This is a genomic window from Maribacter huludaoensis (genome assembly GCF_029350945.1).
GTDB classification, from domain to species: domain Bacteria; phylum Bacteroidota; class Bacteroidia; order Flavobacteriales; family Flavobacteriaceae; genus Maribacter; species Maribacter huludaoensis.
Map to the genome: position 1 here is coordinate 20,355 of NZ_JARKMS010000004.1, position 19,965 is coordinate 40,319.

The 19,965-nt window shown below is 35.1% G+C and carries 20 protein-coding genes; 17 read left to right on the forward strand and 3 right to left on the reverse strand.

From position 1 onward, the window contains the following. Window positions 1-33 precede the first annotated feature (33 nt). Window positions 34-1,443 (reverse strand): hypothetical protein, encoded by a 1,410-nt coding sequence (locus tag PXC01_RS12400; protein WP_276472616.1) that lies wholly within the window; start codon window positions 1,441-1,443, stop codon window positions 34-36. A gap of 92 nt (window positions 1,444-1,535) precedes the next feature. Next, complete coding sequence (gene htpG, locus PXC01_RS12405) at window positions 1,536-3,425, reverse strand: molecular chaperone HtpG (RefSeq protein ID WP_276472617.1); 1,890 nt, start codon at window positions 3,423-3,425, stop codon at window positions 1,536-1,538. 370 nt (window positions 3,426-3,795) lie between these two features. Here htpG and PXC01_RS12410 point away from each other — a divergent pair, with 370 nt between their 5' ends. The 4 genes from PXC01_RS12410 to PXC01_RS12425 all read left to right on the forward strand — a co-directional run bounded on the left by PXC01_RS12410 (window position 3,796) and on the right by PXC01_RS12425 (window position 7,659). Then, window positions 3,796-4,449: a TetR family transcriptional regulator C-terminal domain-containing protein gene (locus PXC01_RS12410; RefSeq protein WP_276472618.1), complete on the forward strand. Its 654-nt coding sequence runs from the start codon at window positions 3,796-3,798 to the stop codon at window positions 4,447-4,449. Window positions 4,450-4,464: 15 nt separating this feature from the next. Next, on the forward strand, window positions 4,465-5,775 hold the full coding sequence (locus PXC01_RS12415; protein WP_276472619.1) for an ABC1 kinase family protein: 1,311 nt from the start codon (window positions 4,465-4,467) through the stop codon (window positions 5,773-5,775). A gap of 116 nt (window positions 5,776-5,891) precedes the next feature. Next, window positions 5,892-6,902, forward strand: coding sequence for a 3-oxoacyl-ACP synthase III family protein (locus PXC01_RS12420; RefSeq protein ID WP_276472620.1), 1,011 nt, complete (start codon window positions 5,892-5,894; stop codon window positions 6,900-6,902). A 397-nt stretch (window positions 6,903-7,299) separates the two neighbouring features. Next, a complete protein-coding gene (locus tag PXC01_RS12425) occupies window positions 7,300-7,659 on the forward strand; it encodes a CoA-binding protein (protein ID WP_276472621.1) in 360 nt (119 codons plus the stop codon). Here PXC01_RS12425 and PXC01_RS12430 read toward each other — a convergent pair. Next, the gene (locus PXC01_RS12430) at window positions 7,656-9,143 is read right to left on the reverse strand and encodes a sodium:solute symporter (protein ID WP_276472622.1); all 1,488 of its coding nucleotides are present in this window, start codon (window positions 9,141-9,143) and stop codon (window positions 7,656-7,658) included. The two genes, PXC01_RS12425 and PXC01_RS12430, sit on opposite strands and share 4 nt — an antisense overlap. 202 nt (window positions 9,144-9,345) lie before the next feature. Between PXC01_RS12430 and recR the strand changes: the two genes are divergently transcribed. The 13 genes from recR (at window position 9,346) to PXC01_RS12495 (ending at window position 19,961) form a co-directional block, all read left to right on the forward strand. Then, on the forward strand, window positions 9,346-9,966 hold the full coding sequence (gene recR, locus PXC01_RS12435) for a recombination mediator RecR (RefSeq protein ID WP_276472623.1): 621 nt from the start codon (window positions 9,346-9,348) through the stop codon (window positions 9,964-9,966). Window positions 9,967-10,056: 90 nt separating this feature from the next. After that, complete coding sequence (locus PXC01_RS12440) at window positions 10,057-11,508, forward strand: dihydrolipoamide acetyltransferase family protein (protein WP_276472624.1); 1,452 nt, start codon at window positions 10,057-10,059, stop codon at window positions 11,506-11,508. Between the two features lie 240 nt (window positions 11,509-11,748). Beyond that, window positions 11,749-12,525: a 3'-5' exonuclease gene (locus PXC01_RS12445; RefSeq protein ID WP_276472625.1), complete on the forward strand. Its 777-nt coding sequence runs from the start codon at window positions 11,749-11,751 to the stop codon at window positions 12,523-12,525. A 2-nt stretch (window positions 12,526-12,527) separates the two neighbouring features. Beyond that, entirely contained in the window at window positions 12,528-13,442 is a 915-nt protein-coding gene (locus PXC01_RS12450) for a carboxypeptidase-like regulatory domain-containing protein (protein ID WP_276472626.1), read from the forward strand. A 6-nt stretch (window positions 13,443-13,448) separates the two neighbouring features. Continuing rightward, a complete protein-coding gene (locus PXC01_RS12455) occupies window positions 13,449-14,060 on the forward strand; it encodes a fumarylacetoacetate hydrolase family protein (protein WP_276472627.1) in 612 nt (203 codons plus the stop codon). Next, entirely contained in the window at window positions 14,060-14,398 is a 339-nt protein-coding gene (locus tag PXC01_RS12460) for an Hpt domain-containing protein (protein WP_276472628.1), read from the forward strand. The genes PXC01_RS12455 and PXC01_RS12460 overlap by 1 nt, the downstream gene beginning before the upstream one ends. Then, window positions 14,398-15,648, forward strand: coding sequence for a competence/damage-inducible protein A (locus PXC01_RS12465; protein ID WP_276472629.1), 1,251 nt, complete (start codon window positions 14,398-14,400; stop codon window positions 15,646-15,648). The genes PXC01_RS12460 and PXC01_RS12465 overlap by 1 nt, the downstream gene beginning before the upstream one ends. Window positions 15,649-15,717: 69 nt before the next feature. Further along, window positions 15,718-15,957 carry a 50S ribosomal protein L28 gene (gene rpmB, locus PXC01_RS12470; protein WP_076549269.1) on the forward strand — a complete coding sequence of 80 codons (240 nt, stop codon included), beginning with the start codon at window positions 15,718-15,720 and terminating at the stop codon, window positions 15,955-15,957. A gap of 21 nt (window positions 15,958-15,978) precedes the next feature. After that, window positions 15,979-16,161 carry a 50S ribosomal protein L33 gene (rpmG, locus tag PXC01_RS12475; RefSeq protein ID WP_058105695.1) on the forward strand — a complete coding sequence of 61 codons (183 nt, stop codon included), beginning with the start codon at window positions 15,979-15,981 and terminating at the stop codon, window positions 16,159-16,161. A 36-nt stretch (window positions 16,162-16,197) separates the two neighbouring features. Then, the gene (locus PXC01_RS12480) at window positions 16,198-16,350 is read left to right on the forward strand and encodes a DUF4295 domain-containing protein (RefSeq protein ID WP_071340023.1); all 153 of its coding nucleotides are present in this window, start codon (window positions 16,198-16,200) and stop codon (window positions 16,348-16,350) included. A gap of 86 nt (window positions 16,351-16,436) precedes the next feature. Continuing rightward, complete coding sequence (gene ftsY / locus PXC01_RS12485) at window positions 16,437-17,393, forward strand: signal recognition particle-docking protein FtsY (protein ID WP_276472630.1); 957 nt, start codon at window positions 16,437-16,439, stop codon at window positions 17,391-17,393. A gap of 59 nt (window positions 17,394-17,452) precedes the next feature. Then, window positions 17,453-18,277 carry a DUF2911 domain-containing protein gene (locus tag PXC01_RS12490; RefSeq protein WP_276472631.1) on the forward strand — a complete coding sequence of 275 codons (825 nt, stop codon included), beginning with the start codon at window positions 17,453-17,455 and terminating at the stop codon, window positions 18,275-18,277. A gap of 4 nt (window positions 18,278-18,281) precedes the next feature. Beyond that, window positions 18,282-19,961: an amidase family protein gene (locus PXC01_RS12495; RefSeq protein ID WP_276472632.1), complete on the forward strand. Its 1,680-nt coding sequence runs from the start codon at window positions 18,282-18,284 to the stop codon at window positions 19,959-19,961. The last annotated feature ends 4 nt before the right edge of the window (window positions 19,962-19,965 follow it).

Genomic DNA, 19,965 nt, shown 5'->3' on the forward strand with positions numbered 1-19,965 from the left:
TTATTTCTAAATTCAGTAGTTAGCTTTTGTGTCTTAGTTGGTTGTCACGCTGTCTCGTAATACAATGCTATGTTGGTTAATTGACGTTGTGCTGTTTTCTGGGAAGTACCAGAAGGGTATGGTTTTTAACGTATCTATTTCCGTTTTTGTTCCTTCTTGTCTTTTGTTAGCAGGTCCAATTATTCTTAAAAGGTGTTTGCCTTTTTCTAAACCCTCTAAATCTATATAAGTTTCAAACCCGAATCTATCATTTTTATTATTTGTCAGAATAAATTCTTTTTCAAAAAACATAGTATCAATTTTTATTTTAAAAATCTGGTTCATTATGTTTAAAAATTTTTGCTGTTTTTTTAGTATTGCTTCTTCAGGGTCACTTGTTAGCCCCATTTCTTGAAACATTTTTTCTGGTTGAAAACTAAATCCTCTTTTATCACTCTCTGGTTTTAGTGTAGTATCGGTTTCAATAATTGCATCTTCAATGAAATTATTAAAACCAACAAATATTTTCATGTAAGGTTTTTCAATTACTTTAGATGAGATTGAGATAAAATCAATCATATCTTCTTTTTCGATTAATTGGTCCTCATAATTTAATTTATTAATAAATGTGCTAGATGAAGCCTGATTAATTACTTGAAAATTTGAATTTTGATTTCCAGTTAATCCGAAAAATAGTGAAATCACGAAGTAAAAGGGTAGAATATATATAGCAACCCATCTAGCTTTTTTTTGATCTAAAAAATTATAAACCAATGGGCGATAAATAAAGGAGAGTGAAATAATATTGAAAACTTTATAAATGGGATAATAAAACTTAGCGGTTATCTCATTTTTCTTCAAAATTCCCATACCCAGAAAATCAACAACTAAAAATAAAATGCAAATAGCATATGGTATTCCAATTAAGCACATTAAAATTATAGACGTGGTTTCTGAAAACCAGTCGGTCATGAAGATTAGGTAGACTAAAAATTGAAAGATACCCATTATTAAAAAATAGGATAAAAAATAAAAAACCATTAAAAAGGCTAATGCAAATAGAGAACTGCAAATATTTTCAAGTCTAGAGATATATCTATCAAAAGAACCTACTTTAATTTGAAGGAAGTTTGTGAATTTATCGGTGTAACCAAGTTCTTCATAATCAATTTCTCCAGAAACATAACGCAAGCCTAAAGTGCCAATCCATAATCCTCTTAAAATCACATGGATTAAAAGGACGATCATCAATATGTATACACCATTAATGGTAGGTCCAAGCAAAAATTTATAGATTTCGTCATCTTGCTTTAAGGCTTTTAGGTATTCAATTTGTAAAAAATCTTGTGATTGCCAAAGCCCATATATTGCAAAACCTGATATTATAAGCTCAAGTTGCCAGCTTTCGGTTTGTAGCTTGTCTAATAATTTTTTAAAAGAAGTAGAGCTATGGTTGTTATTCATGGTTTTGATTATTTCAAGAAAGATAACAACATTTAACAAAAAAGCCACTACAAAAAATGTAGTGGCTTTTTCAAAATTATAAGAAATGGAAATTACTTCACCATCTCGTAGCTACGTTTAATAAACTCAGTTAAAGCTTTACCTTTAAGTAAGCCTTTAGATAACTTCGCCAAGTCAAGTGACTGATTGATCAATCGCTCTTTTTTCTTCGCAGTTTTCGTGTTTAAGAATTCACTTACCAATGGGTGGTTTGTGTTTACGATCAGGTTATACATTTCTGGCATGGCACCCATACCGAACATACCACCGCCACCGCCGGTCTGTTGCATTTCTTTCATACGGCGCATAAATTCAGGCTCCGTAATAGTGAACGGAGAAGAATCACTGTCCATAGCTTCTAACTGAACCGTAAAGCTTTTATCTGTAATAGCTTCTTCCAATTCTTTTTTCAAAGTCTCTTTTTCATCGTCAGATAATTTAGAGATTTGAGTTTCTTCCTTTTGTATCAATTTGTCAATATGATCGGCATCTACACGGGCAAAAGAAATATTCTCTTTAGATCCTTCTAGCTTTTGCATTAAGTGACCTATAATTGGCGAATCTAACAACAGTATTTCATAACCTTTAGCTTTTGCAGTTTCAATATAACTGTGCTGTGCTTCTTTGTCAGATGCGTAAAGAATAACCGTTTTTCCGTCTTTATCCGTCTGTGTATCTTTTATTTTCTCTTGTAACTCTTCAAATGTAAAATAAGAGCCATCTACAGTTGGGTATAGAGCAAACTTGTCCGCTTTGTCAAAGAATTTATCTTCAGAAAGCATTCCGTATTCAATAACTATTTTAATATCGTTCCATTTAGCTTCAAAATCTTCTCTATTGTTTTTAAATAAGGAATTTAGCTTATCTGCAACTTTTCTTGTGATGTAGGAAGATATTTTTTTAACGGCGCCATCAGCCTGTAAATAAGAACGAGAAACGTTCAATGGAATATCTGGAGAATCTATGACTCCACGTAGCATGGTCAAAAATTCAGGAACAATACCTTCAACATTATCTGTTACAAAAACTTGATTTTGGTACAACTGAATTTTGTCTTTCTGTACATTAAGGTCATTCGTCAATTTTGGAAAGTACAGAATACCCGTTAAGTTAAAAGGATAGTCAACATTCAAGTGAATATTAAACAATGGCTCTTCAAATTGCATTGGGTACAATTCTCTGTAAAACTCCTGGTAATCTTTTGCTTCTAAATCGGCTGGTTGTTTTGTCCAGGCCGGATTAGGGTTGTTAATTATATTATCTACTTCTTTAGTAGGAGCCGGGTCTTCTTCTTTTGCACCTTCTGGTTTTGGTAATGTTTCTGTTTTCATTCCAAATTTAATTGGAATAGGCATAAACTTGTTATACTTGCTTAACAGTTCTTTTATTCTATTATCTTCTAAAAACTCGGTAGAGTCATCTGCAATATGAAGTATAATTTCTGTACCACGTGTCTCTTTGTCGGCAGGCTCCATAATAAATTCAGGAGAACCGTCACATGACCAGTGAACTGCTGGTTCGTCTTTAAAGCTTTTTGTAATGATTTCTACTTTATGGGCAACCATAAATGCAGAGTAAAAGCCAAGTCCAAAATGCCCTATTATTCCTGAATCTTTAGCAGTATCCTCATATTTATTTAAAAACTCTTCGGCACCGGAAAAAGCTACTTCATTAATATACTTCTTAACTTCCTCCTCTGTCATACCAAGACCTTGGTCAATGATATGTAGTTTCTTTCCTTCTTTGTCCGCTTTAACTTCAATAATAGGGTTGCCGTATTCAACCTTAGCTTCGCCAATAGTGGTCAAATGTTTCATTTTTAAAGTTGCATCGGTTGCATTCGAAATCAACTCTCTTAGAAAAATTTCGTGATCACTGTATAAAAACTTCTTGATCAGTGGAAAAATGTTGTCTACGGACACATTAATTTTACCTGTTGCCATTTTTTATATTTTTTATGCCACGGTCAGCGCGGCCATTGTTAATAATGATTGTTCGTTGCTATTGGTCAAAAAAAATACCACAATAGGTTATTGTGACAAACTGACAGTTATGGACCTATGAAAGTTTAACAAATATTTTTGTTTAAATTTTATTTAAAAAAGTTAAACATAACGTATATTTGTAGGGTGATTATGAGAAATTGCTATGAAAAAGAATTTACAGCATAATCACATGTTGATTATTTATTGGTTAGGTTGTTTAGGAACGTGCTATCACCTGATAGCACGTTTTTATTAAATATAAGCTAATGTTTCATAAAAACTTCTAACTGTGAAATCTGCATTGTACCTTATAATAAAATAATTAGATATGTCTGCTAAAGCTAAAAAAGTAACAAAAGAATTAATCATTACTATGTTTATGGACTATGTGCTTGAGCACGAAAAATTACCAAAGACGGTCTATAAATTCTGTAAAGTGAACAATATTGAAGAATCGGATTATTATCTGTACTATGGTTCTATTGATGCTCTTAAAAAGGGAATATGGGATACTTTTTTCGAGAATACGATAAACGTAATCCATAAAAATGCGGAGTACCAAGAATTTACCAATAGGGATAAAATGCTTACATTCTTTTACACTTTTTTTGAGGTGCTTACCTTAAATAGGAGCTATGTATTGTTTGTTATGGATAATGCGGGCAGTCCGCTTAAAAATTTGGAACAGTTAAAAGGTTTAAGAAAAAGTGTCAAGCAATTTGCCAAAGGTTTGATCAATGATGGCAATGCCGATAAAAACCTGAAGATTACAAAACATAATCCACAATTATTTTCTGAAGGAGCTTGGCTACAGACAATGTTTTTAATGAATTTTTGGAAATCTGATGACTCTGCTTCATTTGAAAAAACAGATGTGGCCATAGAAAAATCCGTAAATACAATTTTTGATTTATTCGATAATACGCCCTTGGAGAATATTCTGGATTTTGGAAAATTCCTTTACAAAGAAAAGTTTGCCTAATCTAACGCTTACAATATGAAAACTCTAGACAGAATACCCACCGGAAAGATAGAACGGGCAAGTAAGTTGGTAAGAACCGGTGCAAAAATTGGTGGTAATTACGCTAAGTATATTGGTAAAAAAATTATAAATCCTGATACTACCAAAGATGAGTTGAATGAAGATAATGCCGCAGATATTTATGACGGATTAAAATCATTGAAGGGTAGTGCTCTTAAAGTTGCTCAGATGCTGAGTATGGAAAAGAATCTCCTGCCTAACGCTTATGTTGAGAAGTTTTCATTGTCGCAATTCTCGGTTCCTCCGTTATCTGCACCGTTAGTGCGTAAAACCTTTAAAAAATATTTGAACAAATATCCAGAAGAGGTTTTTGATACATTTGAAAAAGACTCTATAAATGCTGCCAGTATAGGTCAGGTACACAAGGCAACTAAAGATGGTAAAAACTTGGCCGTTAAAATACAATATCCGGGTGTTGCACAAAGTATTAGCAGTGATTTGGCCATAGTAAAGCCAATTGCAATTCGTATGTTCAACTTGCAAGGAAAAGATTCTGATAAATATTTTAAAGAAGTTGAAAATAAGTTAATTGAAGAAACGGATTACCTTTTGGAAGTGGCTCAGAGTAAACAGATTACAGAGGCGTGCAAAGTAATACCAAACATAAATTTTCCTAAATATTATACAGATCTTTCAAGTCAGCGCATTATTACGATGGATTGGATGACAGGTATGCATCTAAGTGAATTTACAAAAACAGGTTTCTCTCAGGCTACTGGAGATAAACTTGGTCAAGCTTTATGGGATTTCTATATGTTTCAAATTCACGGGTTGCGAAAAGTCCATGCAGACCCACATCCAGGTAATTTTTTGATAAGTAAAAATGAGGAGCTTATAGCTATAGACTTTGGTTGTATTAAAGAGGTTCCAGATTCTTTTTATGTGCCTTATTTTGAACTTGCTAGACCAGAAGTAATCTCGGATGATAAAAAATTCACAGAAAAACTTTACGAGCTAGAAATCTTGATGCCGGCAGATACCGCAGAGGAAATAGTGTTTTTTAAATCTATCTTTTATCAATTGTTAAGCTTGTTTACATCACCTTTCCATAATGACAATTTCAATTTTGGTGATGAAGTTTTTTGGGGTAAAATTGCAGCATTGGGAGAGCAATTCTCATCGGACAAGCAAATACGTAAAATGAACGGTAATAGAGGTTCAAAGCATTTCTTATATATGAACCGTACATTTTTTGGTCTATACAACTTGTTGTATGATCTTAAGGCAAATGTAAAGGTTAACGATTTTAAGAAGTATTTGAGTTAAGTTTTTTGATGCTTTTGGTTAAAAGGTTGATAGTTATATTTTCAAAAAAATTCTTAATAGTTGTTTATATTGCAACACTAATTCAACCTGGACTAGATCAGGACTAAAATATTACTATGTATAATTCAAAAATAATCGGCTTAGGTCATTATGTACCTGAAAATGTAGTGACAAATGATGATTTGTCAAAAGTGATGGATACAAATGATGCTTGGATTCAAGAAAGAACCGGTATTAAAGAAAGAAGACATGTGGTTAGAGGTGATGGCGATACTACCACTTCTATGGGTGTAAAAGCGGCTAAAATAGCTATTGAAAGGGCAGGTATAGATAAAGATGACATAGATTTTATCGTATTTGCTACTTTGAGTCCAGATTATTATTTCCCTGGTCCGGGTGTTTTAGTACAGAGAGATTTAGGTATTAAGACTGTAGGGGCATTAGATGTACGTAATCAATGTTCCGGTTTTGTATATGCAATTTCTATAGCAGACCAGTATATAAAAACGGGTATGTACAAAAATGTACTTGTTATTGGTTCAGAATTACATTCTCATGGACTGGATATGACTACCAGAGGCAGGGCGGTATCGGTAATTTTTGGAGATGGTGCCGGTGCGGCAGTATTGACTAGGGAAGAAGATACTACCAAAGGTATTTTGTCTACACATTTACATTCAGAGGGCCAGCATGCAGAAGAACTATCTTTAATTGCCCCTGGTATGGGTAATAGATGGGTGACGGATATTATGGAAGACAACGATCCTAACGATGAATCTTACTTTCCATATATGAACGGACAATTTGTTTTTAAAAATGCGGTGGTACGTTTCAGTGAAGTAATTGTGGAAGGTCTGGAAAAAAACAAATTAAAATCTACCGATATCGACTTATTGGTACCGCATCAGGCCAATTTGAGAATATCACAATTCATTCAAAAGAAATTTCAGTTAAGTGATGACCAAGTTTTCAATAATATCATGAAATATGGTAACACTACGGCTGCATCTATTCCAATAGCACTTACAGAGGCATGGCAAGAGGGTAAAGTTAAAAGTGGCGACTTGGTGGTTTTGGCTGCATTTGGTAGTGGTTTTACTTGGGGCAGTGTAATTATTAGATGGTAAAAATAAAGCACCCATAGTTTTGGCTATGGGTGCTATATAGTTTTATTCAATAAGAAAAAACCAACCAATCTTCTGTATTGAAAAACCCTATATATAGTAATAGACTTAATAATGTATTAAATGTTACTGCAACTTGCGTTTAATGTAAGCAATTTGTATCTGTGGTAGTAAGCTTGCTTCTAACAGCATATCTAAAAAAAAAAAGAAACCCGAACATTCCAAAATAATTGGAAGCCGGGTTTCAAATGCTGATAGGCTATACTAAACACTAACCATTAACTATAAACATATAGCGTTACCAACAATTTTTTAAACTCGTAAGAGTATCAAACTTTACTAATAGACGAAATATTGTCTAATAAGTTACATATAAGTAAAGTTTTAACATTTTTTTATTATGAAAAAGACCCTAGTTTTCGGAGCCTCCTTAAAACCAAATCGATATAGCAATATTGCAATACATCGACTAGTAGATTCGGGTATAGAAACCTTGGCTTATGGATTAAGAGAAGGTGAGGTTTCCGGTGTCAATATCAATAATAATTTAGACAAAATTAGTGATATTCATACAATAACCCTATATATAAATCCAAAAAGACAAGAAGAATATTATGAACAGATCATTTCTTTGGCTCCAAAAAGGGTAATTTTTAATCCGGGAACTGAAAATCCTGAATTTTATAAATTACTAAAAAACAATGGTATAGCGTTTGAAATAGCGTGTACTTTAGTTCTTTTAAGTACGCATCAATATTAAGCGATATCGTTAATTTTAGCGGTAGTATTTTTTTTGCGGATTAGCAATAATCCTACAAAGGTTAGCAGACCATTCAACGGTAATAGTTCATAACCGAAGATATAACCACCAAAAAAGTCATTTGGCAACTTTGCTAAAAGTAGAATTATGGTTACACAAACAAGTGCAACTACCCAAACATATTTGTCTTTTACCTGATGATCGGTAAAGATGCCAAAAGAGAATAATCCCAACAAAGGACCATAGGTGTAAGAGGCAACTGTAAGGAGCCCGTCAATTACATTTTTATCCAAGATGTATTTAAAAGAGATTACCACTAAAATTAAAAGCACGCTCATGCCAATATGTGTAATTCTGCGTGTTTTTTTCGCTACTTCATCAGATTTCTTTTCGGTACCTAAAAAATCTACACAAAAAGAAGTTGTCAGTGATGTAAGCGCGCTGTCTGCGCTACTGTAGGCCGCGGCAATTAAACCTAACATAAAAGTTACTGCCACGGTTATGCCTAGACCACTGTTCAAAGCTATTTCTGGAAACAAAAGATCGGATTTTGGTGAGCCGTCCATCATTGGCAATGCAATATTGTGTGCATCCGCATAAATGAACAGTAGAGCTCCAAGTAACATGAAAATAAAAGTGACTAGTACCAAAACTACACTGAAACTGACCATGTTTTTCTGAGCTTCGCCTAAATTTTTACAAGTGAGGTTTTTTTGCATCATATCTTGATCAAGACCGGTCATGCATATGGTAATGAACATTCCGCCTAAAAATGATTTTATCAAATGGTTTTTAGAAGAAAGGTCATCGGTAAAAAATGTTTTGCTGTATTGTCCTAGTTCTGCTGAGTTCAGAAATTCAATGAATGTCCAGTTCATTTTATCCAATATAAAATATATAGATAGTCCTACGGAAACTAACATGAATAAGGTCTGTAGTGTATCTGTCCAGACTATGGTCTTAATTCCTCCTTTAAAAGTATATATCCAAATGAGTAAAATAGAAAGAATAACGGTAATTTCAAACGGAACCTTCCATGCATCGAATACGAACTGCTGCAGAACAATGGCAACTAAAAACAACCGAAACGCTGCGCCAAGTACCCGAGATATGAAAAATGAAATAGCACCTACCTTGTAGCTTACAAAGCCAAATCTATCATCCAAATATTCGTAAATTGAAGTAACGTTCTGTTTATAATAGATAGGTAGCAATACAAAAGCTGTTACCAAATACCCTAAAAAATATCCAAAAACAACTTGCATATAGCTAAATTGGGATGCGTCTACCCAACCAGGTACGGAGATGAATGTGACACCAGAAAGCGAAGCTCCTACCATACCAAAGGCAACTAAGTACCAAGGCGATTGTTTACCGGCCTTGAAAAAATCTTCATTAGAGTCGTTTTTCCCTGTGAAGTATGAAATAATCAAAAGCAATACAAAGTAACCGGTAATGAGTAGTAAGATATGAGAGGCGTTCATGTTGTAAAATTTGAGGCAAATTACAAAAACTTAAATGACGTAGGTCAAATAGATCGCTTCCTAATAAAATTATGGGCCAATATGAATTTGGGCATAATGCAGAAACTAACGGTAGTCACTATGTTCGTGTTTTTGTTAATTTTAAGAAAACTATACGATTGGTCTATTAAGTTTAATCGTAAATTTATGGCCATATAAGCCTATGGATTTTTCGTCAAAATTATTGGAAAACGCAGTATACGAAGTTTCGCAGTTACCTGGTATTGGTAAGCGAACCGCATTACGTTTGGTGTTGCATTTGTTAAAACAACCAGAGGAGCGTACAGAAAATCTATCTACGTCATTGGTAGATTTAAGAAGTAAGATTCAATTTTGCGAAAATTGCCACAATATATCTGATACGGCGTTGTGTGAAATATGTGCAAATCCTAAAAGGGATGGTGCATTGGTTTGTGTGGTTGAGGACATTAGGGACGTAATGGCCATTGAGAATACAGGGCAATTTAGAGGTAAGTATCATGTCTTAGGTGGTAAAATCTCACCAATGGAAGGTATAGGTCCTCAGAATTTGAAAATAGGGACTTTGATTGACAAAGTAAGAAAGGGCGTAATAAAGGAATTGATTTTTGCGTTGAGTTCTACAATGGAAGGTGATACTACTAATTTCTATATTTTTAGACAAATTGAAGGGATGGAAGTAAAAACATCTACCATAGCAAGAGGAATAGCGGTTGGGGATGAATTGGAATATGCAGATGAGGTCACTTTAGGCAGAAGTATTTTAAATAGAGTTCCATTTGAAGGGTCGTTAAGACAAGATTAACGGCTGTTTTTCGTTTAAATATCAATAAAAAGGTATTTATTTTATTATTTTTGCAAAAAACATAAACAAAACAAGCTTTAAATTATCGATATGTCAAAATTTGAATTGAAACTACCGCGTATGGGAGAGAGTGTTGCAGAAGCAACATTGACATCATGGTTGAAAGAGGTAGGTGATACAATTGAGATGGATGAGCCCATTTTTGAAATTGCTACGGATAAGGTTGATAGTGAAGTGCCAAGTGAAGTAGATGGTGTTTTAATTGAAAAATGCTTTAATGTTGATGATGTTGTAGAAGTTGGTCAAACAGTAGCTATTATTCAGGTAGGTGGTGATGTTGATTTGGGCGATACCACTAATAATGTACAACATATAGAGGAGCCGGAACCGGTTCTTCAAGAAATGGTTGCCGTGGCAGAATCTGCGGTAATGCATGCAAGGGCGGAAACGGCAACGGTTCAATTAAACGGAACCTCTGATCGTTTTTATTCTCCGTTGGTTAAGAACATTGCAAAAGAAGAGGGTATTTCTTTTGAGGTGCTCGAAACAATTCCTGGAACAGGAAAAGATGGTAGGGTAACAAAAGATGATATATTGAACTTTGTTAAAACAGGGGATAGTAAGCCTGTTGAAAAGGCGGTTGCTCCAGAAAAAGCAGTTGTACAAGATAGGGTAGAGGCACCGGTAGAGGTTGCTGCCCCGCGACCGGTACAAGAAAAAATTGCGGCACCGGATATTGCTGCTAAAACTGCACCGGTAGCTCCGGTTAGTACTACTGCGCCAAAACCGGCGAGCACCCCGGCTCCTGAAAAACCGAAGACGCAAGTTTCTCGTGGTGATGAAGTAATACCCATGTCCAGAATGGGTAAATTGATAGCCAAGCATATGGCAGATAGTGTAGCAACATCTGCACATGTACAGAGTTTTATAGAGGTGGATGTAACCAATATAGTTACATGGCGAAATAAAATAAAGGACGCTTTCTACAAAAGGGAAGGTGAGAAATTTACGTTTACCCCAATTTTTATGGAAGCCGTTGCCGTAGCATTGAAGAAATATCCTATGATGAATATTTCTGTTGATGGCGATACCGTTATAAAAAAGAAAAATATAAATATAGGAATGGCGGCAGCGCTACCTGATGGTAATTTGATCGTGCCGGTAATTAAAAATGCCGACCAATTGAATTTATTGGGCATAGCGAAGGTTGTAAATGATTTGGCGGACCGTTCTAGAAACAATGCGCTTAAACCTGATGAAGTACAAGGTGGTACCTATACCGTTACCAATGTGGGTACATTTGGTAGTGTTTTTGGAACGCCAATTATCAATCAGCCACAAGTAGGTATTATGGCATTGGGTGCTATTAGAAAAATTCCGTCCGTAATAGAAACACCGGAAGGCGATGTAATAGGTATACGTAGTAAAATGTATTTATCTCACAGTTATGATCATAGGGTCGTAAATGGTGCTTTGGGTAGTATGTTCGCAAAAGCTGTGGCAGATTATCTTGAAGCTTGGGACGTAAATAGAGAAGTGTAACCAAAGTAATATTATAATTGCAGCACCCCGTTATACAAATTGTATAACGGGGTGTTTTGCTATTTCAAAGGTCTGTTTTGGTAAGCATATGTATAAGTTGTGTTACGTGAAATATGAATAAAATGAATATTTCAAAATATTTGTTTTTTCGTTACATTTTTAATTTTGAAATAAAATTAATCGCAAGTAACTTTATATGGCTAAAAACGAAAGTGTATTTTTGTTGAAAGTAGAACTTGTATGGAATTAAAGCTTACCAGACCTATTTGTTTCTTTGATTTGGAGACGACCGGGGTCAATGTAGCAAAAGATCGTATTGTTGAGATAGCGATATTAAAGGTGTACCCTAACGGGAATAAGGAAAGTAAAACATGGTTGGTGAACCCTGAAATGGAAATACCGGAAGAGGTGGTTGCCGTTCATGGTATTACCAATGAAAAAGTGGCCAACGAACCAACATTTAAAGAGCTTTCTAAAGAAATTTATAAAATTATAAAGGATAGTGATTTGGGCGGTTTCAACTCAGACCGATTTGATATTCCTTTGCTGGCAGAAGAATTGCTACGTGCAGGTATTGATTTTGATATGAAAAATACGGTATCCGTAGATGTACAGACCATTTTTCACAAAATGGAAAAACGAACCCTAGAAGCTGCCTATAAATTTTACTGTGACAAAGATCTTACAGATGCCCATAGTGCTGCGGCAGACACCAACGCTACCTATGAGGTGTTGCTTTCTCAGTTAGATAGATATCCTGATCTAGAAAACAATATTAAAAAACTATCAGAATTTTCTAGAAGAAAACAATCGGTAGATTTCGCAGGTTTTATTGCCTTGGATGAAGATGAAGAAGAAATCTTTGCCTTCGGTAAACATAAGGGCAAAAAGGTTCATACAGTGTTAGAAAATGAGCCAGGTTATTTTGGTTGGATGCTAAATGCGGATTTTCCATTGTACACAAAAAAGATTCTTACACAAATTAAGCTGAGCAAGCTGAATAATAAATTAAGTTGAAGATGAGAATTTGTGTAGTGTTGTTTCTTTTGGTAATGTGCATGGGTCATGCTCAGGAAGTTTTGGTAGAAGGTCACGTTTATGATGATAAAACAAAAACGGCTGTTCCTTATGCCAATATCAGTTTTTTAAAAACCCTAAAGGGAACTTCTAGTGATGAAGAAGGATACTTTTATATTGATGTACCTGAAACGTACTTGGAAAAAGAAGTTCATATTTCCGCTTTAGGTTTTAAGGATACTATCATATCGGCAAAAGTAATTTCCCAAAAGAAGAAAATTTACATGCAAGAAGAGACCTTTGAGCTGGAAGAAGTGGTGGTTTCTCAAAGTTTAGGAGATTCGCAGGTATTGAATCCTGTGAGTTCCTATAGTATTAAAAGCGGATTTTCTTCCGCGGAGACCCCTTGGGTATTGGCATTATATTTTCCTAATATAGGCGCTGCTAAAAAATATTTGGAGAAAATAACTATTCATGTACAGCAGAACAGTAAGTTTAAAAGGGCGTCGTCTAAATTTAGACTTAGAGTGTATGATGTAGATAAGAAGACACGCAAGCCAAACCATGATCTAATTCGCAAAAGCATTATTTTAGAGAGCTCTACTAAAGAAGATTATGTTTCAATAGATCTTTCAAGCATGGGTATAAGAATGCCAGATGAAGGAGTGTACATAGGACTAGAGTGGATTTTCCTCCCGTACAACTGGTATACCAATACCTATAAACATGCCATAACAAATAAGAAAGTGGTAGAAGATCGTTTTGCACCTACATTTGCTGCTGTATATCAAAAGAACCAAAACTTTAAAACTATGGTCTATGGTATGGGTGAATGGAATGATTTTGCGATTAAAGCACCTGGCAACAATGAAAATTTGATACCCGCCATTAGTTTAAAGTTGTCAAAGAAAAAATAAGTACCGATGAAAATTATATGTATAGGTAGAAATTACGCAGCACATATTGATGAGCTTAAGAACGAAAGACCAGAAGAACCTGTTGTATTTATAAAGCCAGATTCATCGGTATTGCCAAAACAGCAAGATTTTTATATTCCAGAATTTTCGGATAATGTGCATTATGAAGTTGAGGTCTTGGTCAAAATCAAAAAAGTTGGTAAGCATATCAGTAAAGAATTTGCGCCTTCATATTATGATGAAGTGGGACTGGGGATTGATTTTACGGCAAGAGATTTACAATCTAAATTAAAAGAAAAAGGGTTGCCTTGGGAGAAAGCCAAGGGTTTTGACGGTGCAGCGGTAATTGGAGAGTGGCTACCTAAAACTGAATTTAAAGATGTTAATGACCTTAATTTTAAGTTGCTAAAGAACGGCGAAGTTGTTCAAGACGGCAATACAAGTTTTATGCTTTGGAAGATAGATGAAATAATTGCCTATGTTTCAACGTTCTTTATGTTAAAAAAAGGCGATATTATCTTTACCGGAACACCTGCAGGTGTTGGCAAAATAAGTCCAAATGATTATCTTACGGGTAGTTTGGAAGATAAAGAGCTTTTTACCTTAAAAATTAAATAATGATTTATAACCTGGATAAGATTAACGAGATGGCAGAGGGGGATCAGGATTTTATAAATTCTGTTATTTCTGTTTTTTTGGAAGAAGTACCCGAAGATTTGGAAGCTTTGGAAAAAGCACTTCAAGAAAAAGACCATGATCAAGTGTACAAACTTGCACATAAAATAAAACCTAATGTAGATTTGTTGGGAATGGAGCAAACTCGTGCTATAGCCCTAGAATTAGAAACCTTGGGAAAGCAAGAGGCCAATATGGCAGAGATAGAGAAAAGATTTCCAATGCTAAAGACAGATATAAATCAAGTGGTGGCAGAATTAAAAAATGACTTTCAGTTATAATGCTTGCTGAAATAATTACTATTGGCGATGAAATTCTCATCGGTCAAGTTATAGATACCAACTCCGCATTTATTGGTAAGGAACTGAATAAGATCGGTGTTTCAGTTTATCAAATCACCTCTATACAAGATGAACGTACACATTTATTAAATGCTTTTAAAGATGCGTCAGAACGTGTAGATATCGTTATAATTACAGGCGGTCTAGGACCTACAAAAGATGATATTACCAAGCATACCTTATGTGAGTTCTTTAATGATGAACTTGTAGAGAATGCAGAGGTATTGGCGCATGTAGAAGAATTGTTCGCCAAATATATAAGTAACACCCCTATTTCTGATATCAATAGAATGCAGGCCTTGGTGCCAAGCAAGGCAGAGGTTTTGCATAATGCCAATGGTACTGCGCCCGGTATGTTAATAAGACATAATGATGTAACGTTTGTTTCAATGCCCGGTGTGCCTTTTGAAATGAAGCACCTAATGAAAGAATCTGTAATTCCTAAATTGGCGGCTTATTATAAAAGACCACATATTATCCATAAAACCGTAGTGACCTATGGTATGGGGGAAAGTGCTATTGCCAAACGTATAGAGGCTTGGGAAGATGCATTGCCTTTAAACATTAAGTTGGCCTATTTACCTAATCTGGGTAAGGTAAGATTGCGTTTGTCCGGTAAAGGACCGGATTATGATGAGCTTGAGTCTGCTATAAACAACGAAATTGAAAAATTACATCCATTAATAAGCGATATTGTTTTTGGATTGGAGGATGATGAAAGTATAGAGGAGACCGTTGCAAAATTGTTGACCGATAAAAATTTGACTTTGTCGACTGCCGAGAGTTTTACCGGTGGTAAAATTGCAGAAAAAATAACCTCTATACCTGGTGCATCCAAATATTTTAAAGGCAGTGTGGTCAGTTATGCTACAGAGGCCAAGATCAATGTGTTAAATGTGCCCAAAAATATTGTGGATGAGCATTCTGTGGTAAGTGCAGAAGTTGCTTTGGCAATGGCAAAAGGGGCAAAAGATTTAATGAAAACCGACTTTGCAATAGCTACCACTGGTAACGCAGGACCTTCAAAAGGAGATTCAGACGCAGATGTAGGAACGGTATTTATTGCTATCAATGGTCCAGTGTCTACTTATGTGCAAGAATTTCAAATGGGAAGCACCCGCGAGAGGGTTGTGGAAAAGTCTGTAAATAAGGCTTTTGAGCTCCTTCAAAAAGAAATTTTAAAAATGTGATCTTTATTGTTGTTGGATCGATAAAAAAGATATAAATTTGCACCCTGTTTAAAAGAAAAAGTCAGCACGATGTCAAAAGTTTGTGAAATTACGGGTAAGAAGGCGATGTTTGGGAACAATGTTTCGTTTTCCATTAATAAAACTAGAAGAAGATTTGATGTAAATCTTTCTAAAAAACGTTTTTACATTCCAGAAGAAGACCGTTGGATAACACTTAAAGTTTCTGCAAGAGCTTTAAAAAGTATCAATAAGAAAGGTATATCTGCTGTTTTAAAAGAAGCAAAAGCAAAAGGATTAGTTATTAAGTAATCTGGAAAATAGAGCGATACGATGGCAAAGAAAGGTAATAGAATACAAGTTATATTAGAATGCACTGAGCATAAAGAATCTGGTCAACCAGGTACTTCAAGATATATCACTACCAAAAATAAGAAGAACACTCCTGAGAGATTGGAAATTAAAAAATTCAATCCTATTCTTAAGAGAATGACCGTTCATAAAGAAATTAAATAGATTTTCATTTTAGAGAATCACAAAATAATATAAGTCATGGCTAAGAAGACCGTAGCAAGTTTACAGACAAGTTCTAAAAGATTGACAAAAGCTATAAAAATGGTTAAGTCACCAAAATCAGGTGCTTACGTTTTTGTAGAACAAGTAATGCCACCAGAATTGGTAGATGCTTGGATTGCCAAGAAATAAGAAATATAACTTTTAGTAGTTATTGAGCCCCTTTCCTACGAAAGGGGCTTTTTAATTTTTATATTTGAATAACCATAGGATAAACAATGAGCTTATTTAAAAAAATATTTTCTTCTCAGAAAAAGGAAACCTTGGATAAAGGTTTGGAAAAAACAAAAACTAGCTTTTTTTCTAAGTTAGGAAAGGCAGTTGCCGGTAAGTCTAAAGTAGATGATGACGTATTGGATAATCTTGAAGAGGTACTGGTTTCTTCAGATGTTGGTGTAGATACTACATTAAAGATTATAGAAAGAATAGAAGCAAGGGTTGCTCGTGACAAGTATGTAGGTACAGATGAGCTAAATTCTATTTTAAGAGCTGAAATAGCAGGTCTTCTTTCTGAGACTAACGACAGCGAAACTGGCGATATTCAAATACCAAAAGATAAAAAACCATATGTAATTATGGTAGTTGGTGTAAATGGTGTTGGTAAAACCACCACTATTGGTAAGTTGGCACATAGATTTAAAAACCAAGGTTTAAAAGTGGTATTAGGTGCTGCGGATACTTTTAGGGCAGCTGCAATCGATCAATTGCAGGTTTGGGCAGATAGGGTAGATGTACCTATTGTAAAACAGCAAATGGGTAGTGATCCCGCTTCTGTTGCTTTTGATACCTTAAGTTCTGCCGTTACCCAAGATGCAGATGTGGTTATCATAGATACTGCCGGGCGTTTACATAATAAAATCAACTTAATGAATGAGTTGACCAAGGTTAAACGTGTTATGCAAAAAGTAGTTGAAGATACGCCTCATGAAGTATTGTTGGTGCTAGATGGTTCTACGGGACAAAATGCATTTGAGCAGGCAAAACAATTTACAAAAGCAACAGAGGTAACTGCATTGGCAATTACCAAATTGGATGGTACGGCAAAAGGTGGTGTGGTTATCGGTATATCCGATCAATTTAAAATACCGGTGAAGTATATTGGTGTAGGGGAAGGTATTGAAGATTTGCAAGCATTCAATAAGTACGAATTTGTAGATTCATTCTTTAAAATTTAAAATTGAGATACGGCTGGTTCATTTTTCCTCTTTTATTATGTAAACTGAGTTGGGGGCAAATGAACCACCCAAAAGCCAGTCCGTTCGCCCAGATCGAACAACACGTAGGACTCTCAAAAATTACTGTAGAATATTCAAGGCCATCTGCCAAGGGGCGTACTTTATTTGGTAATCAACCAAATGGTGAACCTGGTCTAGTACCTAACGGTCGTATCTGGAGGGTAGGTGCCAATGAATCTACCAAAATTACTTTTAGTACTGATGTTTTAATAGATGGAAATAAACTTGCTAAAGGTACTTATGCCCTATATGCTTTTCCTGAGGAAGAAGAATGGCAAATAGTTTTTCATAACAATACTACACATTGGGGAGATGGTAGGTCAAATTATAATACGGAAGAAGATGCTTTGCGTATTAAAGTTGTACCCTCTCATAAAAAAGATTTTCAAGAGACCTTTCTAATTTCATTCGATAATATTAATCATAACGGTGCATCTATGCATTTGAATTGGGGAACAACCCAGATTACTATTCCGCTACTATTTGACACTAATTCTATAATGCAAGAGCAAATAGATGAAATGCTTTCAACTGAACCTACCGCACAAACGTATTACGAAATTGCTAGATATTATCAAGAACAGGGTATGAAACCTAAAGAAGCTCTTGGCTTTGTTGACAAGGCAATAAAAATGGATGGGGATACCTATTTCTTTCATAGAGTTAGGTCTTTATTATTGGCAGATTTAAAAAAGTATAAAGAAGCTATAAAGGCATCTGAGATTTCAATGAAGTTAGCTGAAAAGCAAGGTAAAGATGAATTTGTTCGTTTGAACAAAAATGATATTTATAGCTGGAAAGCACTACAAACTAAAAATAGATAATGGTATGAAAAAGCATGTTTTATTACTGGTCATTATTATATTAAGTGCTTGTAAAAACAAGCAAGAAACTATTAATGAAAATGTAGTTCTTTGGACGGCGTATAATGATTCTACCGAAGTTGCCGCTAATGCCGATCATGAAAATGGGCGTATGCAGTACAAGTTGATACAATCTAAAGTTTTAGATAAAAATGAGGTGTTTCTACCGCTATATGAAGAAACTTCTAAGGTGACGGAGGCGGAGTATCAGAAGTTGCTCCCAATGATTTTGGAGCAGGATATTTTTACAATACGTAAACATATTAAAGAAGGCAACCTTACATATGAAAAGCTAGTACTCTTTTATTTATATCGCATCTATAAATATGAGTTGGATAATGCAACTACGTTAAATACGGTAATAGCTTTAAATGAAGATGTAGTAGAACAAGCGCGAGAGTTAGATAGACTGAATGAGAAAGGGGTAGCAACGCAGACTCAACACCCTATTTATGGTATGCCTATTTTACTGAAGGACAACATAAATACATTGGGTATGAAAACCACTGCAGGTTCAATTGCTTTAATGAATAATGAGGTTGATGATTCATTTATAGTTCGGCAATTGAAGAAGAACGGGGCTTTAATTTTAGGTAAGGTCAACTTAAGTGAGTGGGCTTATTTTTTATGCTCGGGCTGTCCCGTGGGCTATAGTGCCTATGGCGGCCAAACGCTTAATCCGTATGGGCGTAAGGTATTTGAGACAGGAGGTTCAAGTTCGGGTAGCGGTACGGCCGTTGCTGCAAATTATGCAGTGGCAGCGGTAGGTACGGAAACTTCAGGTTCAATTTTATCGCCAAGTAGCCAAAATTCCGTAGTTGGCTTAAAACCTACCATTGGTTTGTTGAGTAGATCGGGTATTGTGCCTATTTCCAGTACATTGGATACTCCGGGTCCTATGACAAAGAATGTAAAGGACAATGCCATTTTATTATCTGCTATGTTGGGATATGATGAGTTGGATGCTGCCTCTGTAAAAGAAAATTATCCAGGTATTTTATCGGCAGGCTTACATGCAACACCTTTTTCTGAAATGAGATTAGGTGTAATTGAAGAGTTGGTACAAACCGATAGTATTTATAAAAAGACCATAGAGGATTTAAAAGAAGCTGGCGCAACAATAGTTGAATTTACTCCACCAGAAGTAGCTATGAACGGTTTTTTAAGTATTTTGAATATAGATATGCGAAATGATTTAAAGTCTTATCTTAAACAACATGCAAATCCTGAATTGGTTAAAATTTCTTCAATTTTAGATGCGGTATCATTCAATAATTTAGATTCGTTGGTTAGAATTCCGTATGGGCAAGCTTTGTTTGAAGGGATAATTAATGATACTACCACTACTGCCGAATTAGAAGAGATAAAATCTAATCTTGAAAAAAATGGACGCACATTCTTTGATAATGCACTGGATAAACATAAGCTAGATGCCGTATTGTCCATAAATAATTATCATGCGGGTTATGCAGCTGTTGCAAAATATCCAGCCTTAACGGTTCCAATGGGTTATAAAACATCTGGTGAGCCAATTAGTTTAACATTTATAGGAAAACAGTTCTCAGAAGCAAATTTATTGCGATTAGGTAAATCTTATGAAGAAAAGTTTCCAAACCGAGTGTTACCAAAAGACTACCAAAACTAAATTT

What these genes read in the sequence shown, in the direction of transcription:
- PXC01_RS12410 (WP_276472618.1), top strand. Translation starts at nt 3,796, where the DNA reads ATGTCTGCTAAAGCTAAAAAAGTAACAAAAGAATTAATCATTACTATG.
- PXC01_RS12465 (WP_276472629.1), top strand. Translation starts at nt 14,398, where the DNA reads ATGCTTGCTGAAATAATTACTATTGGCGATGAAATTCTCATCGGTCAA.
- ftsY (WP_276472630.1), top strand. Translation starts at nt 16,437, where the DNA reads ATGAGCTTATTTAAAAAAATATTTTCTTCTCAGAAAAAGGAAACCTTG.
- htpG (WP_276472617.1), bottom strand. Translation starts at nt 3,425, where the DNA reads ATGGCAACAGGTAAAATTAATGTGTCCGTAGACAACATTTTTCCACTG.
- PXC01_RS12415 (WP_276472619.1), top strand. Translation starts at nt 4,465, where the DNA reads ATGAAAACTCTAGACAGAATACCCACCGGAAAGATAGAACGGGCAAGT.
- PXC01_RS12460 (WP_276472628.1), top strand. Translation starts at nt 14,060, where the DNA reads ATGATTTATAACCTGGATAAGATTAACGAGATGGCAGAGGGGGATCAG.
- recR (WP_276472623.1), top strand. Translation starts at nt 9,346, where the DNA reads ATGGATTTTTCGTCAAAATTATTGGAAAACGCAGTATACGAAGTTTCG.
- PXC01_RS12480 (WP_071340023.1), top strand. Translation starts at nt 16,198, where the DNA reads ATGGCTAAGAAGACCGTAGCAAGTTTACAGACAAGTTCTAAAAGATTG.
- PXC01_RS12490 (WP_276472631.1), top strand. Translation starts at nt 17,453, where the DNA reads ATGAACCACCCAAAAGCCAGTCCGTTCGCCCAGATCGAACAACACGTA.
- PXC01_RS12495 (WP_276472632.1), top strand. Translation starts at nt 18,282, where the DNA reads ATGAAAAAGCATGTTTTATTACTGGTCATTATTATATTAAGTGCTTGT.
- rpmB (WP_076549269.1), top strand. Translation starts at nt 15,718, where the DNA reads ATGTCAAAAGTTTGTGAAATTACGGGTAAGAAGGCGATGTTTGGGAAC.
- PXC01_RS12420 (WP_276472620.1), top strand. Translation starts at nt 5,892, where the DNA reads ATGTATAATTCAAAAATAATCGGCTTAGGTCATTATGTACCTGAAAAT.
- PXC01_RS12445 (WP_276472625.1), top strand. Translation starts at nt 11,749, where the DNA reads ATGGAATTAAAGCTTACCAGACCTATTTGTTTCTTTGATTTGGAGACG.
- PXC01_RS12425 (WP_276472621.1), top strand. Translation starts at nt 7,300, where the DNA reads ATGAAAAAGACCCTAGTTTTCGGAGCCTCCTTAAAACCAAATCGATAT.
- PXC01_RS12450 (WP_276472626.1), top strand. Translation starts at nt 12,528, where the DNA reads ATGAGAATTTGTGTAGTGTTGTTTCTTTTGGTAATGTGCATGGGTCAT.
- PXC01_RS12455 (WP_276472627.1), top strand. Translation starts at nt 13,449, where the DNA reads ATGAAAATTATATGTATAGGTAGAAATTACGCAGCACATATTGATGAG.
- rpmG (WP_058105695.1), top strand. Translation starts at nt 15,979, where the DNA reads ATGGCAAAGAAAGGTAATAGAATACAAGTTATATTAGAATGCACTGAG.
- PXC01_RS12430 (WP_276472622.1), bottom strand. Translation starts at nt 9,143, where the DNA reads ATGAACGCCTCTCATATCTTACTACTCATTACCGGTTACTTTGTATTG.
- PXC01_RS12440 (WP_276472624.1), top strand. Translation starts at nt 10,057, where the DNA reads ATGTCAAAATTTGAATTGAAACTACCGCGTATGGGAGAGAGTGTTGCA.
- PXC01_RS12400 (WP_276472616.1), bottom strand. Translation starts at nt 1,443, where the DNA reads ATGAATAACAACCATAGCTCTACTTCTTTTAAAAAATTATTAGACAAG.